Below are 16,184 nucleotides of genomic sequence, written 5' to 3' on the forward strand. Positions count from 1 at the left end.
GTTTTTTAGCGTTCGATGACTTCTATATCCCTGTTTTCAATCACTGCAAATTTTTCAATATTGAAGCCCTGCGGATTGTTATCGGAACGAACGGAGTTTACGAGATAGCAGGAGGTAATCAGATTACGCCTGGTCACATTGCTCGAACGGATGATGAACTGTTTGGCGTAGGTACGCACCGCATAAGGATAGGTGTCGAAATTGCACACCACACTATCAACCTCAATGCGTTGTTGTACGTTTCCCGAAATGATCCTGCTGTAATAACCCTTTTCGGACAAGTCTTTGTAATAATCAAAAGCACTTTTGTCGGCAAGGTTGAATGCCCTGCTCATATTGCTTTCGATAGCATTCTTGTCGGGAGCAAGGGTAAAGAAAAGCTCGTGAAACCGTCTGACGTGTTCCCTTGCTTCCACAGGTCGATTGATGCTGGCATCTTGCGATAAGGCAAGCATCAAAGATTTGCCGTTATCCAATACATAGATTTTTTGGCGTTGTTCTTCTGCAAAGCGGTAGGAATGCCATACGGCATATCCTACCACGCCAATGCAGAGAACGGCAAACACAATGGCATACAAACGTATCTGCCGAAAGCTGTTTTCTATATTTCTTAGCGTTTTAAATTCCATTTTTTGAATGATTAATTGTTTATTTATTCATCAGTTTGCCGCCGATGTTTCCAACTGTGGAACCTGCACCTGCTCCGGCAATGTTTCCGGTTTTCATTGCAGCTTGATTTACGTTACGGGTAAAGTTTCCTGCACCTCCGGCTTGGATTACCCAGCCTGTTACTGTCGGTATTGTGAAGTATCCGATAATGCCGATAATCATAAAAATTATATATACCGTATTGCTGGTATCAGGTATGTAGGTCGGGTCAGCCAACATTGCTATATCCCTTTCCAATATGAGGGATTGTATCCTTGCCAGCATTGAGCTGAATAAATCTGAAACAGGAAGCCATAGATATACGCTGACATACCTCGTGAGCCATTGCGTGAGCGTGGATTGAAAACCGTCCCACACGCTTATCGCAAAGGCTATTGGCCCGAGTATGGACAAGACGATTAGAAAAAAGGTTCGTATGGTATCAATAACCAAAGCCGCCGCCTGAAAAAGTATTTCCAGCAAATTGCGAAACCAATCCTTTATGGCTTTTTCTATCTTGTAGGCTTGCCTCTCCATATACATACCCGCCATTGTACCAACGTCCGATGGCGACCAGCCCAATTCGTCCAGCTTCTTATCGAACTCTTCGTCAGATACCATATAGGCGGTTTCAGGATTTCGTACCATTGCCTCGTATTCCAATTGGTCTTTCTGCTGTTGGAGCTTGTTCAGGTCAAGTACCTGGTCTTCGAGCATTTGGTGGGTTCCGGTCACTACAGGGCTCAATACCGCATTGATTGTTCCCAAAACGATGGTCGGAAAGAACATAATGCAAAGCCCCAAGGCGAACGGGCGAAGCAACGGGAACATATCAATAGGTTCGGCACGGCTTAAAGCCTGCCAAACTTTTAATGCTACATAGAACAATGCACCCAATCCCGCCAAACCTTTAGCCACTGCCGCCATATCTCCGGCAAGCGGCATCATATCGTCGTAAAGCGAACGCAGGAGTTCGTGAAGATTATCCCATTCCATAGTTTACCAGTATTTTTGGTTAGCAGTTCCGTAGAGTTCAAGCACTCTTTTGGCATCGTTTTTCTTTTTCGCTCTTAGGTAGCTGACAGAAATATTCTTATTGGTGTAGTAGCGAACAAGGCTGTGGTAGTCCTTAACCTCTTTGTACACACGGTCAATAATATCCATACGTTCTTTGTCGTTCAGGGAAAGGCTGGAAGCAGTTATAATCTGCTTCAATTCTTTCAGCAGTTCTGTACTCTCATTGAGCAATGCCGAGTAACCATTACCTATGGCGACTAATTCCTGTGGCGAAAAATTGGGGTCATTCATCATCTTCCCGAAATTGGTAACATACATTTCCGAAACATCTCCAACGAGCAGTACGGTTTGTTGTACCCTACGGGCATCTTTCACAAGGTTGTTTATGGCCTGTAGCTTATCGTAGTACTCCTTGCCTTGTTTATACACCTTTTCCACTTCCTTAAAATTTTTAATTACATTGGATACTGTGGAGGAAGTCTGTACAATTTCATTCGCACTGTTTAGAATACCCGATGCCAGATTTGTAGGGTCGGTTACTACCCATTGTGCTTTCGCTGATGGTGCAACGGCGAGCATTAGTGCCGTACACACCAGATACAATACTTTTTTCATTGTTCTTAAATTTTAAAATTTTAATTACTATTGATTGCTTTGTCCCGCCTTTGCATTGCGATATGCTTTATGGCGAGTTCAACGTTACCGTCCAATTCAGAAGCAAGTTGCATTACTTCCATTTTTTCGGTTTCTTCAGTCGTATATGCGAGGTATTCCTCCAAACTAACTTCGGTGGCATAGACTGCCGAGTGCGTACCACCTAAGCCAATCCAAACCTCTTTGTACAGACGGCTTGCATCGTTGTTCATATTGATAGAAAGTACTTGCCCTTTCTCTTTATCCGTAAGCCCTAGCATCGCCTGTATATCATCGAATTTGTTCATATACTTGCGTTGGTCTAATAGGATTTTACAATCGGAATTGTTGATGATACTTTCTTTCACAATGGGTGACTGGATAATATCATCGACCTCTTGCGTTACGACAATCGCTTCTCCGAAAAATTTGCGGACGGTCTTAAACAAATACTTAATGTATTCTGCCATTCCCTCTTTCGCTATCGCTTTCCACGCTTCTTCAATCAGGATGAGTTTGCGGATACCTTTGAGCCTCCGCATCTTGTTAATGAAGACCTCCATAATGATAATTGTGACTATGGGAAAGAGGATTTTATGGTCTTTAATTGCATCAATTTCAAACACGATAAAGCGTTTGGAAAGCAGGTCTAATTGCTTATCGGAGTTCAACAGGTAATCATATTCGCCACCCTTGTAGTAGGGTTCGAGAACATTCAGGAAATTGGCGATGTCAAAGTCTTTTTCCCTTACCTGTTTTTCTTCGAGTACCTTGCGGTAATCGCCCTTCACATATTCATAGAAGCCGTTGAAAGATGGATAAACATCGTCCGCTTTAATGCGTTCGATATATCCGCTTACGGCATTGGAAAGGGCAACCTCTTCCGAACGGGTTGGCGGTTCATCATCACGTTTCCAGAGTGTCAGTATCAAAGTCTTGACACTTTCTCTCTTTTCAATGTCAAACACACCATCATCAGTATAAAATGGATTAAAGGCAATTGGGTTGTCTTCCGTATAAGTAAAGTAAACACCGTCTTCGCTTTTGGTTTTTCCTTTTATGAGTTCACATAGTCCTTGATACGAATTACCTGTATCTACAAGCAATACGTGAGCTCCCTGCTCGTAATACTGCCGTACCATATGGTTTGTGAAGAACGATTTACCACTTCCCGATGGACCAAGTATGAACTTGTTCCTGTTCGTAATAATTCCACGCTTCATCGGTAAATCCGAAATATCTAAATGGATAGGCTTTCCGGTCAAACGGTCGGCCATCTTGATGCCAAATGGTGATGGCGAATTGTGGTAATTGGTTTCTTCTGTGAATAAACACAAAGCAGGTTCAATAAAAGTGTAAAAACTTTCCTCACTCGGAAAATCGCCTGCATTGCCAGGCATTCCTGCCCAATACAATGTGGCTACATCCGTAGTGTTGTGGCGTGGTTTGCATTCCATCAGTGCCAACGCACTACCGCAATCGTTCTTAAGCTGTTTCAGTTCTGCTGGATCTTCCGACCACGCCATAATGTTGAAGTGCGCACGGATGGAGGATAGCCCGAAGCTGTGGGCTTCGTTCAGATACTTTTCTATCCACTCTTTGTTGATTTGGTTGGCGCGGCTGTACCTTGCCAGTGAGTGCATATTCCTTGCGGACTTTTCAAACTTTTGCAGGTTGTCTTCGCTGTTATCCAAAAACAAATACTGATTGTAAATGTGATTGCAGCTTAACAGCAAACCCACAGGTGCGGCGAACGACAAACGGCAGTCGCTTCGGTCAGTGGATAGTTTTTCAAAACGGGTATCAGCCGATACCGTTCCGGGTAAATCGTCTGTATCGGACAAAGTGTGCAGGCTCAACCTTTTGTTCCCGATACGGACTTCTTCCGTTCCGAGAGCGATGTCCTGCATCGGTGCTCCGGCATCCCTCGATAGTGTTAGGTACTGTTCCAGTAATCCCTGCTTTTCTTCTGTTCCGATGATGTCATCTTCGGTAAGGCGTTGCAGGGTTATGAAACCGCTATCGTTTACGATACGCTCAAATTGTGCTACCGCTTCCATAAAGCGATTTATCGTTTCCTTGTTCCTGATTTCCTTTGGTATCAATGAACCTTTGCAAAGCGAGCTGAAGTTGCTTTGCATACGCATTCTTTCCTTAGTAGTCTTGGTTAGGAAAAGGTAGCAATAGTGATTTAAGAACGGTCGCTCGTTGAAATGGCGTTGGTAGGACTTAGCTAAAAAACTTTGGTCTTCCTTTGCCAAATCAGGAGCGTAACTTTCTTTGATATACCAATCCTGTTTGTGGATGATCGTAAAATCCGGCAAAGTCTTGATAGCTTTGTGCCAGGCGGAATGAATGGCCTCATATTCCGCAGAAGCTACCGTAAATAGTTCCGGTAAACGCACTTCAAAACAGGCGGTAATGTCTGCATCTTTGGAAAGAATGCAGTTGTTTTCTACTGCCAGCAAAGGAAACTTGCTTTCCAATGTGGTGGTCTTTGCTACATTTCTCATACGGCATTCTGTTTAGAAGTGAATTTTAAATAGCGGTGTACAGGCTTGCGACAGATGATGTAACGTGGATGCCGTTTATTGGCAGCTATCTTCATCAATCCGTGTTCGCCATATTTCCTATTCAGTGAAAAGGTCTGCCACACAATGAGCGAAGCTCCGCCTGCTCCGAGGAACAGGCAGATGTAGGAGTTTACGCCTGCCATATACAGTATCATCACGAGGATTAGCGTACCGAGCAGCCCACCTGCGAAAATGAACAGATATTGTGCTTTCAACCCTTTAAATTCTACTGTCCTTCCAATGCCTTTGTTTATGTTATAACTGTTCATAAAGCAAAGGATTAAAGGAAGAATGAACGCAGGATGGTAGCCGCCACGATTAAGAAGATACACGCACCGAACCAGCTCGCCGCAGTTTTCGATGTGTCGGGGTCGCCTGAACTGAATTTGTTGTACACCTTAACGCCTCCGATGAGCCCAACCACCGCACCGATGGCGTAGATTAGTTGGGTTGCGGGGTCGAAATAGCTTGTTACCATTTGGGTAGCCTCGTTGATACCTGCCGAACCGTTTCCCTGTGCGAACGCACCAATTCCTGACAGCATTGCCATTGCTGCCAGCAAAACTTTTTTTCTCTGTTTTTCCATAATTGAAACACATTAATTTGTTACTGTTTTCCCGCACTTTGCAGGCTTTCGGGACAAAGGTGTTATGGAAAGTGAGGCGGTCTAACAAAGTGGCAGTCAGAGGTATTGTTTGGCTTTGAGTGGCGGTGAAAACGAAAAGAGGCTGTTTCTAAAAATAGAAACAGCCTCTTTTTTACTGTGATTTATTAAACTTAAATTAAGTTCTAATATTCTCTAATCGTTCTAAAATTTGCTAAAGCACTTTCGATGTTTTCAATAATGTCATCAATTAGCACTTCAGGATCGGGTAGATTATCTAAGTCAACCACATTATCACCTTTAAGCCAAAATATATCAAGATTTGTTTTATCCCTTTCGATAATTTCATCATATGAATATTTACGCCAACGACCGGTTTCATTTTCATCATTCCAGGTTTCTATTCTTCCTGGGATATTAGCGGCTTTATAACATTCTATAAAATCATTTAAATGTTCTTGTTTTAATGGATTCTTTTTGGGGGTATGCCTAATGTTTGTTCGATAATCGTAAATCCAAACATCCTTGGTTGCAGGAGTATCTGATTTAGACTTTTTTTGAAAGAAAAGGACATTTGATTTTACGCCTTGAGCATAAAAAATCCCGGTAGGCAATCTCAGGATGGTATGTAAATTTGTGTATTCAAGGAGCTTTTTTCGGATTATTTCACCTGCCCCTCCTTCAAATAATACGTTATCAGGTAAGACAACAGCTGCTCTTCCTTGTTCTTTCAACATCGTCACTATATGTTGTAAAAAAGAAAGTTGTTTGTTGCTTGTGGTTATCCAAAAATCTTTTCTTAAGAAGTAACCATCTTTTTCTGCTTGTTTTTTATCCGTAGTTGGTACATCACTACTACTTATTCCAAACGGAGGGTTTGCAAGTACTATGTCAACTTTTTCTGATTCGGATACCTCTCCAATCGCCCTTTTTAAACTATCCGTAACTTCTATTTCAGGAGTTTCCTTTAAATCACCTACACCATGAAGAAAGAGATTCATCAAACATAGACGAGCAGTAGCTTTCTCGATTTCCCAACCTTTGAATGTATGGAATTTCAAAAACTCTTGTTGTGTTTTCGTTAGTTTAGTTTTTTTTAAGTGATTTAGAACACCCAAAAAGAAACCACCTGTGCCACAGGATGGATCTGCAACTTTTTCCGTTGGTTTAGGTTGTATGCATTCAACCATTGCGTTAATTACCGATCGAGGTGTAAAATATTGACCGGCTCCGCTATTTTCTGCATTTTTTTGTAATAAGGATTCGTAAATTTCCCCTTTTACGTCTATTTCCTGTGACGTCCAGTCTTCTTCGTCAATTAAACTGATTAATCTTTTAAGCTTAACGGAATCGTGTATTTTGTTTAATGCTCCAGCGAATATTTTACTAAGCATCCCGCCTGAATTGGAAAGTTTTTTTAATATCGATTCGTATGTCTCTATTATTTGATTAGAAGCTTTTAATTCTTGCCAATCACAACCATCCGGAATTTGATATTGACTTTTATTTTCATCCGCCATTTTGAGGAATAGCAAATAAGTAAGCTGCTCCAGATAATCGCCATAACCTAATCCGTCATCACGAAGTGTATCGCAAAATGACCAGATTTTTGCTACTAATATGTTTGTTGATGCCATTTTTTCTTAATTTATTATACTAATACTCGTTCTACATCTTTAAGCCAACTATATTCGTCATCTTTAATTTTTTCTTTCACAAAGTTTCTTACAATCATTGAATATGGTTCTGTGTATTTCGAATAGTTGTGAAGAAGAAGAAAACACTCGTCTATTTTCTCATCTCTTCTTACAGGATCATTAATATTGTTTTTAATATAGTTATGTGCTTTTTTTACTGCTATTTCACAATTTGACCAAATCTTACTTCTTCCTCTACGTAGCGGTGTATGATCCAAACCATAAAATTTTATAGAAAGTGTAGCTTTTTTATTATACAAGGGATTATCTTCTTCATTATATGTGGGATAAGGATCTCCATTTTGATCAAACGATATTAAAGTTACATCTCTTGGTTTTACCGGATCAATAAGGAGAGGCCTTTCGCAATCGCATTCTTCATCTCCCGTTTGAGCCAAGCCATCACCATCTAGTGGAAAGAAATTTCCTTTACCATAAACCTCATTTTCTGCATCAAATCTATCTTTTCTAAGTTTGTTAACCAATGAACCTGCGAAACGAAAATTAGTCCAACTATATGAAAGCCACCAATAACCATCTTCAAGAATTACAGCTCCATCTTCAGATTTAGATTCAGCTTTAGGTCGGAAGTGTTCAATCTCCCATTCACTAGAACTTTCAGGAGCTTCAGAATACCAGCATTTATGACCAGATAATTCTGATAATGCAGGGTACAGCTCTCTCCAAATATTATTTCTAGACCAATAGGCACTTCTTTGCTTTTTGGTCATTATACGAATATCATTTAAACATTGTTCGGCGCGTTGAACCCAATCATCAAAGCTGCCAGGATGGTTTCCATCAAGACTCTCGAATTTATTTCTTAAATCAGATAAATTTATTACTCTCATGTTAATTCATCTTTTTGAATTAATTTTAAAACACGTTCTGCGGCCTTAGTGCTTTGTTCGGCTAATAACTGCTTTTCTGTTTCTGTTAATTCAGTTTTGCCAAAGATTTCTAATTTTGACATCTCAGCTAAATAAGCTTTGAAGGACTTGTCTTCAACCTCTTCATAAAAACCATAATCTTCTAACTCGGCTTTTAATTTTTGATACTCATCATATTCAACTTCATTTAATTTCTCTCTCATTAAACGGCCTTGCAAATATCTTTTACGATTTAATTTTTCTTGAGTCTTCTTATCCAATATAGTTGGGAGGCCAAATAAAGGACTGGTTAATATCCCTGCCACACCCAAGCCTTTCGGACTAATATCTGGTTCTGTTACCTCAGTGTTATAATTCCCATCTCTTTTAAATACTCTTACTTGTTCTTTTTCCATACCGCCGATTACTAACGGGTCATGCGTACAAAAAACGATTTGAGTTTTGGCAGATTTACTCACGACATTTTCTAAAAACTCAAGATATTTCCATTTCCATAATGGATTTAAATGTGTATCTGGCTCATCTAATAGAATAAGCGCTTCATCATCTTTTGTGAATTTTAGAAGTCCTAGAACTGTAATTAATTGCTTTTCCCCTTCACTTAATTCACCCATAGCGAGTTCTCCGGGTACATGTTCTTTAAGAACCTTTATTCTAACATCTTGATCCTCTACTAATTCGGAGTAATGCAAACTGCAAAGAGCATTAAATAAAGTTATCTTATTTTTATACTTCATGTCTACAAATACTCTAATGGCCTCTTTGTCCTTTAGAAAAAGAAAAAGTCTATTTAAGGTTTCTCTTTTGTTCAAGGAGCCTCTCACAATTTCTTTGTAGAACATTGGCGCTATCGAGAAATTCCATAGATCTTCGATAAATCTTCGGACAAGGCCATCGGCATTCCAAAAGCGATCTAAATCCTTTCTAGATTTTGACCAATTCGGTTGTTTCAACATAAAAAGGGCAGATCCAAAATCAACAATATCCAGCTCATTACGTAAAAAATCTATGGTTTCCTTCTCTCTTTCATCAAAAAGATAAAAAGCTATCAAGGCAAAACTTGCATGTATTGGCTCAACCAAAAAAATGCGAGGCATTTCATTAAAGTCTTCATATTTCGATTCTGAATTCATCATCTTTTTAAATTGCAAAAGCTTATGATCAGCATATAAAGATTTTAATCGTTCACTTAGGCCAGAGTAGTAAACGAAAACATGGCTTGGAAGATATTTATCTTTGTTTTTAAAAAAAAGTGTCTTTGATTTCAATTTTTCTCCATCAATAAAAAAAGTATATCCATCTGTCACCGAAAAGTCCACTTCAATTGTCCTTTCTCTACATGTATATTTAATATTATATTCAAAAGGTTGACTTTGTTTGTAAAGTAAGGGAGCCCTCTCTAAATCCAAATCCCGGAAAATAATTACAATAGCTTCCATGAAATTTGATTTTCCAGTAGCATTCGCACCTAACAGAACCGTTTCCATTGATTTTTCTCCAAAATCAAAATGAAAGTTTTCAAGGTTTTTGAAGCTCCCCTTAATATGAACTTGATTAATTTTCATTTTTAAAAGATAAAAGGGATTCAGTTTCTGATTTTATTTCCACAATTTGATCAGCTATTTCTTTTAGTTCACTATAGAATCTTTCAACATCACCTTCAGTCGAAGAATTCTCCCAAAGTTCTTGAACTGTTATTGGTGATTTTGATTCTTTCAATATTTCTAGTAAAGATTTCTTTTCTTTCATTTGTGTTGTTTGTTTTGTTTTTGCACGAGGTATTTGCTTTTGAATCTTTAAATGTTCAATTCTTTCTTTATCTAGAATTTTTAGCAGATCCAAAACAGATTCATTCGAGTTGTAATTAACAATCCTTCCTTCAAATGCTCTTTTCAATAGTGAGTGCCTCAGTATAATAATATTATCTAAAGTAGTTGTGATTGATTTTTCTAAATTTTCAACCAAAGTAAATTGATAATCAAGCATCTGTACAATGGCTAACTGTTCTTGTTTGGACGGAATAGCAAAAGGTGTTTGACGGATATTACCCATAGATAACGAGGGCTGAGCAACTGCTTTTGCGCTAACTAATAACAGCTCTTTTCCGCGAGGAGACTGATAAAAATATTCAAGAAATTTGCTATCTATATTGCCATATGGCCTAGCCATCCCAATGTTGGGTCCAAGGAAGAAAATATTATTTTGAGGAATAGTTCCAACATTTCCTGTACCAGCACCTACAAATACAATTATTAGTTCTCCACCATACAGTTGTGATCTTTTTAAATGCGAAACAGATTCGGCTACTACCTTTGAATATTTTGTCTTTTTAAATCCCTTTGCACCAACGTTTTCTGCTTTTATTACCGGAAGATCACCCTTTTCGGTATATTTTACATATTTAGTATACTCAAAGCCTGCTAACTTTGTAACAAAAGTAATGAAGCCTAATTGAGTCCATTCCCATCCACTTGGTATAGCCCACATTTTAGATGTATGTTCTTCTGAGGTCTTATCGGGCACAATTGGTTTACTGGGTCTAGAAGGACGTATTTTTTGTTTTGAATCTTTTTCCCAGTCTATAATTGCTGATTTCCAATCACTTAAATCTACCTCAAATTTTGTTTGACGTTCTACATCAATATCATCGAGAATTCTTTTTGCAGGTTCTGGATTAGTTTCCATCCGCCAATGCTCCGTTAACCTTCCTTCAAATGCTTTTTTTGATATGCTTTGCTTATAAATTTTTAATTGTCCACTTGCTTTGTTTAGCATTGATTCAGCTTCATCAAGTCTACTGAACAAGGATTTTATTTGCGAGACGATTGCTTTTTGTTCGCCCATGCCAGTAAGTGGTATTTTGATACTTCTAACTTGGGTCAAATTAACTCTGGATCTGGTAGTTCCTTTCGTTATATTCTTCAATTGATTCTGAACAATCTCGCTATTGATTAGGTACAATAAGTAATCTGTATCGATGATTTTACTTGGCCTCAATCTTATTAAATCGGCAACAATAATCCCAAAAGGATATTTCGCGGGTACTTTACAAGCTAATCCTAATGGCTCACCTAACTTCGTAATAATAATATCACCTTCTTTAAAAGAATGCCTTTCCAGTTCGATACTTTTTGCACTGGTAACATATTGTATATTTTTATCCAAAAAGTGTCCAGCTTTTATATTCTGAATTTTAAATACAGGAATACCTTTATCTTGATAATCAGACGATTTTAAGTTTGAACCAAATGGACCATCAACGATATCTGCTTTTGAATTAACTACGATATCACTTAGAGATACCCATATCCAACCCTTTGGTAAATTATATATGTCTTGTTCTTCTTTCATTTTTAATCTTTTACAAAAGATTTGCTTTTAAAATTCGCATAATGCATTATACCTCAAAGATCTGTTTGAGATAATAATTAATTTAGCTTGGTGGAGTTCAATAACTCTTTAATATCCACCTGTAAAAGCAATGCTATTTGAGCTAATGTTTCGACAGACGGCTGGATTTCATTAGTACACCATCGAGATACTGTACTTTCACTTTTGCCCAATTCTTTTGCCAACCATTTACTTGTTTTTGATTGCTCAACTAATATACTTTTCAGTCGATTGATTTTCATTTCACGCTATTTAATACGCATTCTATGCGAATTTAATGTTATTAATAACATTAACAAAGTATATAGGGGAGATTTATAAAATTAGATGCTTAGTGTCGTAAGATTGAGAAGATTAAAAAAGGGAGTTTGCTCACACAAACTCCCCAATGTCAAAATCACCAAAATCACTTTTCCGCATGGTGGAAGAGCCAGCTTCTGTTTCAGATGAGAGAGTACTATCCAAAAGCTCGGCAATTTTTCGGGAAGCACCCTCAACGGAATTTTCCAGCAGGCTGAATAATTCAGTTCCCTGCAATTTTTGAACTATCGCAACCGCTGTTTCCTTTTGAGATTGTTCCAAATTTTCTTTTTGGAGCAATGCCCCTACGGAGCTTAGTTCGTCATAGGTAACCCCTTGGGCAAGACTGTCATCGCCACCGGATATTCCGTACCTGTTCCATTCTTCTTCCTCTTCTTCGAAATCAGGCATATTACTGAAAATTTCGTCCAGCTCTTCCTGCGGAATTTGAATACCTACGTTTTCATTTTCGTCGTATTCAATGTCTAAATTATCAGGGTTTATCTCTTGTTCCTCTATTTGGCTTTCATTGGCAGCGTTTGGCACTAATAGTCTTCTTACAGGCTTGGGCTGACCCATAATATCGGGCAGGTTAGGATTAACTTTTTCCTGCATTTGCTTATGCTCCGAACTTTTTTTAATGACAATCTTGTCCTGCACCAGCAGGGCAATGACTATGAGCAGGCATATCACAATTAATGTTTCCATAGCTTATAAAATGGGTTTGTATTTATCATTGAAACTCTTGGTAATCTGCTCGCCAAATTCCTGAAAATGGTAATCCAACAAATTATCCAAATAGCCGTATATGGTTATCTTGTCTTCGCCTATAACCTGTACAATGCGTGACATCTTTTCGTGAAAATCCGGGCGGATATAAACCGTTTTCCCGTCACGGGCATTGGTGTCAGGTTTTTTGAAAAAGATATTTTCGTAGTCTGCTTCATTTGCCCTTTTGGTTCTGCTCTTTTCTTTAACAGCAGGTTTTTCCTGTGCCAGTTGTTTAGGCTTAATCTCTTCTATTTCGGGTTCTTCAGAAGGCGGTTCAGGTGGAAGCTGCAAACCCTCTTTTTTCACGCCGTCCACCATCAGGTTCATCATTAGTTCCTCGTTAATATCAGGCGTGACTTTCTTTTTATTATCTTTCTCCATAGGGCTATAATTGAATGATTTTTAAAAATTCGTCTATGAACAGGTCTAACTGACTGGCTTTCATCAAACGTTCATCAGGTGGCATTATAGTAGAACGGAAAACGGTTTTGCTGTCCGTTTCGCTTTCTTTGCGGAAGCGGGTGCTATTCTTGATTTGGCTTTCCATCAGGCTTAACCCTAATTGTGCAATAAGCTGGTTATACACACCATATAGAGGTGTGCTTTCCCTGCCATCCACTTGGTTCCAAAACAGGTTAATGGTTTCTATGGACGTTTCCCCTTTTTTCATAATCACGTCCTGCAAAAGCTGTGTGAAGATGAGCGTACTTTCCATTACCACACGGTCTGCCGTGATGGGCGTAAAAATGTGGTGCATTCCTGCCAATGCTTTCAGAATGCCGGGCGTATTCACAGTTCCGGGCAGGTCAAAAAATACCACATCAACCGGAACGGAAGAAGTGTTTACAAATTCGTGAGCCGCTTCCAATACGCTATCCGCTTTGTACTGCATAATAGGATAGGCTTTTTTGTTGATGGTGGTAAATTGTTTGTAAGCCAGCTTTTTCAAAGCCTCGTTTTCCATTACCATTGCTAAGTCCCTCGTCTTCATTTTCATAAGACTGTGCTGTGGAAAATCCGCATCAAATACGGCTACGTTGTAACCCAATCGATAGTGCATCGTACTTGCAACAAGCGTTGTAAAAGTGCTTTTGCCTACACCGCCTTTTTGAGATGAAAAGGCGATAAATACTGTTTTGTGTTTTGAATTCATATTGCTGCTATTTTTAATTATTTATATATCCATTTACCTATGTCCGTATATCCGCAGTTACCTATCTGTGTACTGCTCTATATAGGCTTGTCCCTCTGTACGTACTTTGATAGTTAGGCAGGTAATGATGCACCAAGCTATTTACCTGCATACATGCTTATAGCTGTATGCAGGCAAGTATGTTAGTACCAACAGACCTGTTGATGTATGTACTTGAATATATCAGTACCTAACTACACAATCACATATCTCAATAGGTACTTTTTTACATAGCTGATTGCGTACTTATATTGTTACCTGCATACCTATCTATGCCCCTATATCTATCTGTTTGTAGGCACAAAGAAATGTAGATATATAGGTGCATCTATTACCGTGGCAGTGTTTGGCGTTCAAAGGCAGCGTTTGTCCGGGTATTGCATTGCAATACTCTTACGGGCAGGGCTTTACTTTGTAAAATGATTTTTATTAACGGATTTATGCACAAGACTTTTGACAGATCGGAGGGTAACGGGAACGGCATCGAGCCGTTTTTCCCTATTACATTTAATCCGTCCCGCAGGGCGGATTTTTGTGTTCATCAGAACACGGCAAGTTGTGTTTTTAGGCACTCGAAACCGAGTTCGTGCCTCAAAACAACTTGCCCTTTGCAGGGGGCTGAAAATACCTTCCGAAGTCAGGGTTTTTGTGTGGATTATAAATGGATTTGTGATGACTGATGACAGCAACAAAAAACAGAATAAGGGCGGACGAACACCTAAGAGCGATCCGAGCGTCCACCGCCACGTTTTTCGTTTGACAGACGAAGAAAATGCCAAACTATTATCGCTTTTTGAAACATCGGGATCGAGCAATAAGGCAAAATTTATTATATCCCTGCTGTTTGGTAAGGAGATGAAATCGGTTAAAATAGATAAGGGGACGGTTGATTTTTATATGCGGTTAACCTCTTTTCACAGCCAGTTCCGTTCAGTTGGAGTGAACTATAACCAGGTTGTAAAGCTGTTGTACCGCCACTTTTCCGAGAAAAAGGCAGCAGCTTTTCTATACAAATTGGAAAAACAGACGGCTGAAATGGCGGTATTATGCCAAAAGATTGTACAGCTAACCGAAGAATTTGAAACAAAGTATCTGAAAAAATAGGGTTTGAAATGATAGCAAAAATCGGTAGAAGTGGAAATTTATACGGAGCATTAGCCTATAATCAACTTAAAGTGGAGCATGAAAACGGACAGATTTTGTTTGCCAATAAGATGATTGAAACCGCAAGCGGTCATTATTCCGTGGCACAATTAGCCCAATCTTTTGCTCCTTACCTGATAGCCAACCGCAATACCGAAAAACATACGTTACATATTTCGCTCAATCCCGATCCGAATGATAAGGTGAGCGATGATAAATTCAGGGAAATGGCAGAACAGTATATGCGGGAAATGGGCTATGGCGAACAGCCTTTTATAGTCTTCAAGCATACCGATATTGACCGCAGCCATATCCATATTGTGTCGGTTTGCGTGGACGAAGAGGGCAAAAAGATTTCGGACAAGTTCGAGAAAATGCGGTCTATGAATGTGTGCCGTGAACTTGAAAGAAAACACGGTTTGATACCCGCAACAGATAATGAGCAAAAGCAAAACGACAAGATTTTCCGTCCGGTAAATTATCAGGCAGGCGATGTGAAAAGTCAGATAGCTTCAGCAGTCCGCCACCTGCCGAAGTATTATCAATACCAAACTTTGGGAGAATACAATGCTTTGCTTTCCCTGTTCAATGTTACCACCGAAAAAGTGGAGGGCGAATTACAGGGGAAAATGCGGCAAGGGTTACTGTACATTCCGTTAAATGAAAAAGGCGAAAGAGCCGGGCATCCGTTCAAGGCTTCCTTATTCGGAAAGAGTGCAGGGCTATCTGCTCTGGAATTGCATTTTGCGAAATGCAAAGAGGCTTTAAAAGACCTCCCGACAGTGCCAACCATTAAAGCTGCCGTTACCATTGCCCTGAAATCAACAAGTGATGAACAGGCTTTTAAAAAACAGTTAGGCGAACAGGGTATTAACGTAGTGGTGCGTAGAAATGATACAGGGCGTATTTACGGAATGACGTTTATTGACCACAATTCTAAAACGGTCTGGAACGGTTCACGTTTAAGCAAGGACCTTTCTGCCAATACCTTTAATGACTATTGGAACAATAATATCAAGCCCGACATCAAAGAACCTACCCAGCCACAACCCAAACTATCACAGTCAAACAATACGGAGTATTTACCTGCGGAAGAACCACATCATTTGTTCGACTTCCTGAATACTACTGAAAAACATGAAGACGGTTTAATTGAAGCATTAGGTGGACTGCTGCCCGAAGCTCAGGGAGAAGATTACGAAGAACAGGATTTTGCCAATAAGATGAAGAAGAAGAGGCAACGCAAAAGAGGTCAGAAGTAACCGATAGCCAAATACCGCCACTCAACGCCATCGACTGCCACTTTTCCAAAGGCAGTCTTTACCG

The 16,184-nt window shown here is 39.4% G+C and carries 16 protein-coding genes; 2 read left to right on the top strand and 14 right to left on the bottom strand.

Annotated features, from left to right (window positions below; translation table 11 throughout):
- Positions 1-5: 5 nt before the first annotated feature.
- The 14 genes from traK to ATK78_RS11525 all read right to left on the bottom strand — a co-directional run bounded on the left by traK (position 6) and on the right by ATK78_RS11525 (position 13,676).
- Positions 6-629 carry a conjugative transposon protein TraK gene (traK, locus tag ATK78_RS11460; RefSeq protein WP_133576211.1) on the bottom strand — a complete coding sequence of 208 codons (624 nt, stop codon included), beginning with the start codon at positions 627-629 and terminating at the stop codon, positions 6-8.
- Positions 630-648: 19 nt separating this feature from the next.
- On the bottom strand, positions 649-1,644 hold the full coding sequence (gene traJ / locus ATK78_RS11465; RefSeq protein WP_133576212.1) for a conjugative transposon protein TraJ: 996 nt from the start codon (positions 1,642-1,644) through the stop codon (positions 649-651).
- A 3-nt stretch (positions 1,645-1,647) separates the two neighbouring features.
- On the bottom strand, positions 1,648-2,280 hold the full coding sequence (locus ATK78_RS11470; RefSeq protein WP_133576213.1) for a DUF4141 domain-containing protein: 633 nt from the start codon (positions 2,278-2,280) through the stop codon (positions 1,648-1,650).
- Positions 2,281-2,300: 20 nt separating this feature from the next.
- Positions 2,301-4,811 carry a TraG family conjugative transposon ATPase gene (locus ATK78_RS11475; RefSeq protein WP_133576214.1) on the bottom strand — a complete coding sequence of 837 codons (2,511 nt, stop codon included), beginning with the start codon at positions 4,809-4,811 and terminating at the stop codon, positions 2,301-2,303.
- On the bottom strand, positions 4,808-5,140 hold the full coding sequence (locus ATK78_RS11480; protein WP_133576215.1) for a DUF4133 domain-containing protein: 333 nt from the start codon (positions 5,138-5,140) through the stop codon (positions 4,808-4,810). The genes ATK78_RS11475 and ATK78_RS11480 overlap by 4 nt, the downstream gene beginning before the upstream one ends.
- Positions 5,141-5,151: 11 nt before the next feature.
- A complete protein-coding gene (locus tag ATK78_RS11485) occupies positions 5,152-5,457 on the bottom strand; it encodes a DUF4134 domain-containing protein (RefSeq protein WP_086949882.1) in 306 nt (101 codons plus the stop codon).
- Between the two features lie 203 nt (positions 5,458-5,660).
- Positions 5,661-7,112 carry a type I restriction-modification system subunit M gene (locus tag ATK78_RS11490; RefSeq protein ID WP_133576216.1) on the bottom strand — a complete coding sequence of 484 codons (1,452 nt, stop codon included), beginning with the start codon at positions 7,110-7,112 and terminating at the stop codon, positions 5,661-5,663.
- 14 nt (positions 7,113-7,126) lie between these two features.
- Positions 7,127-8,023 carry a hypothetical protein gene (locus tag ATK78_RS11495; RefSeq protein ID WP_133576217.1) on the bottom strand — a complete coding sequence of 299 codons (897 nt, stop codon included), beginning with the start codon at positions 8,021-8,023 and terminating at the stop codon, positions 7,127-7,129.
- Positions 8,020-9,627, bottom strand: a complete 1,608-nt coding sequence (locus ATK78_RS11500) for an AAA family ATPase (RefSeq protein ID WP_133576218.1) — start codon at positions 9,625-9,627, stop codon at positions 8,020-8,022. The genes ATK78_RS11495 and ATK78_RS11500 overlap by 4 nt, the downstream gene beginning before the upstream one ends.
- Entirely contained in the window at positions 9,617-11,413 is a 1,797-nt protein-coding gene (locus tag ATK78_RS11505; RefSeq protein WP_133576219.1) for a restriction endonuclease subunit S, read from the bottom strand. Before ATK78_RS11505 ends, ATK78_RS11500 begins: the two co-directional genes overlap by 11 nt.
- 77 nt (positions 11,414-11,490) lie before the next feature.
- Positions 11,491-11,694, bottom strand: a complete 204-nt coding sequence (locus ATK78_RS11510) for a helix-turn-helix transcriptional regulator (RefSeq protein WP_133576220.1) — start codon at positions 11,692-11,694, stop codon at positions 11,491-11,493.
- A 130-nt stretch (positions 11,695-11,824) separates the two neighbouring features.
- Complete coding sequence (locus tag ATK78_RS11515) at positions 11,825-12,460, bottom strand: conjugal transfer protein TraD (protein WP_133576221.1); 636 nt, start codon at positions 12,458-12,460, stop codon at positions 11,825-11,827.
- Between the two features lie 3 nt (positions 12,461-12,463).
- Positions 12,464-12,904 (bottom strand): DUF3408 domain-containing protein, encoded by a 441-nt coding sequence (locus ATK78_RS11520; RefSeq protein WP_133576222.1) that lies wholly within the window; start codon positions 12,902-12,904, stop codon positions 12,464-12,466.
- 4 nt (positions 12,905-12,908) lie between these two features.
- The gene (locus ATK78_RS11525) at positions 12,909-13,676 is read right to left on the bottom strand and encodes a ParA family protein (RefSeq protein WP_133576223.1); all 768 of its coding nucleotides are present in this window, start codon (positions 13,674-13,676) and stop codon (positions 12,909-12,911) included.
- Positions 13,677-14,387: 711 nt separating this feature from the next.
- On the opposite strand from ATK78_RS11525, the gene mobA reads away from it, so the two are divergent.
- Both mobA and mobB read left to right on the top strand, forming a co-directional pair.
- Positions 14,388-14,819, top strand: a complete 432-nt coding sequence (mobA, locus tag ATK78_RS11530) for a conjugal transfer protein MobA (protein WP_133576224.1) — start codon at positions 14,388-14,390, stop codon at positions 14,817-14,819.
- 8 nt (positions 14,820-14,827) lie between these two features.
- Complete coding sequence (mobB, locus tag ATK78_RS11535; RefSeq protein ID WP_133576225.1) at positions 14,828-16,120, top strand: conjugal transfer protein MobB; 1,293 nt, start codon at positions 14,828-14,830, stop codon at positions 16,118-16,120.
- Positions 16,121-16,184 lie beyond the last annotated feature (64 nt).

The sequence above is a fragment of the Pedobacter metabolipauper genome, from assembly GCF_004362715.1.
Lineage (GTDB): Bacteria > Bacteroidota > Bacteroidia > Sphingobacteriales > Sphingobacteriaceae > Pedobacter > Pedobacter metabolipauper.

Coding starts and splice junctions, on each gene's coding strand:
- mobB (WP_133576225.1), top strand. CDS start 14,828: ATGATAGCAAAAATCGGTAGAAGTGGAAATTTATACGGAGCATTAGCC.
- ATK78_RS11510 (WP_133576220.1), bottom strand. CDS start 11,694: ATGAAAATCAATCGACTGAAAAGTATATTAGTTGAGCAATCAAAAACA.
- ATK78_RS11490 (WP_133576216.1), bottom strand. CDS start 7,112: ATGGCATCAACAAACATATTAGTAGCAAAAATCTGGTCATTTTGCGAT.
- ATK78_RS11500 (WP_133576218.1), bottom strand. CDS start 9,627: ATGAAAATTAATCAAGTTCATATTAAGGGGAGCTTCAAAAACCTTGAA.
- ATK78_RS11525 (WP_133576223.1), bottom strand. CDS start 13,676: ATGAATTCAAAACACAAAACAGTATTTATCGCCTTTTCATCTCAAAAA.
- ATK78_RS11470 (WP_133576213.1), bottom strand. CDS start 2,280: ATGAAAAAAGTATTGTATCTGGTGTGTACGGCACTAATGCTCGCCGTT.
- ATK78_RS11505 (WP_133576219.1), bottom strand. CDS start 11,413: ATGAAAGAAGAACAAGACATATATAATTTACCAAAGGGTTGGATATGG.
- ATK78_RS11480 (WP_133576215.1), bottom strand. CDS start 5,140: ATGAACAGTTATAACATAAACAAAGGCATTGGAAGGACAGTAGAATTT.
- ATK78_RS11515 (WP_133576221.1), bottom strand. CDS start 12,460: ATGGAAACATTAATTGTGATATGCCTGCTCATAGTCATTGCCCTGCTG.
- ATK78_RS11520 (WP_133576222.1), bottom strand. CDS start 12,904: ATGGAGAAAGATAATAAAAAGAAAGTCACGCCTGATATTAACGAGGAA.
- traK (WP_133576211.1), bottom strand. CDS start 629: ATGGAATTTAAAACGCTAAGAAATATAGAAAACAGCTTTCGGCAGATA.
- ATK78_RS11485 (WP_086949882.1), bottom strand. CDS start 5,457: ATGGAAAAACAGAGAAAAAAAGTTTTGCTGGCAGCAATGGCAATGCTG.
- ATK78_RS11475 (WP_133576214.1), bottom strand. CDS start 4,811: ATGAGAAATGTAGCAAAGACCACCACATTGGAAAGCAAGTTTCCTTTG.
- traJ (WP_133576212.1), bottom strand. CDS start 1,644: ATGGAATGGGATAATCTTCACGAACTCCTGCGTTCGCTTTACGACGAT.
- mobA (WP_133576224.1), top strand. CDS start 14,388: ATGACTGATGACAGCAACAAAAAACAGAATAAGGGCGGACGAACACCT.
- ATK78_RS11495 (WP_133576217.1), bottom strand. CDS start 8,023: ATGAGAGTAATAAATTTATCTGATTTAAGAAATAAATTCGAGAGTCTT.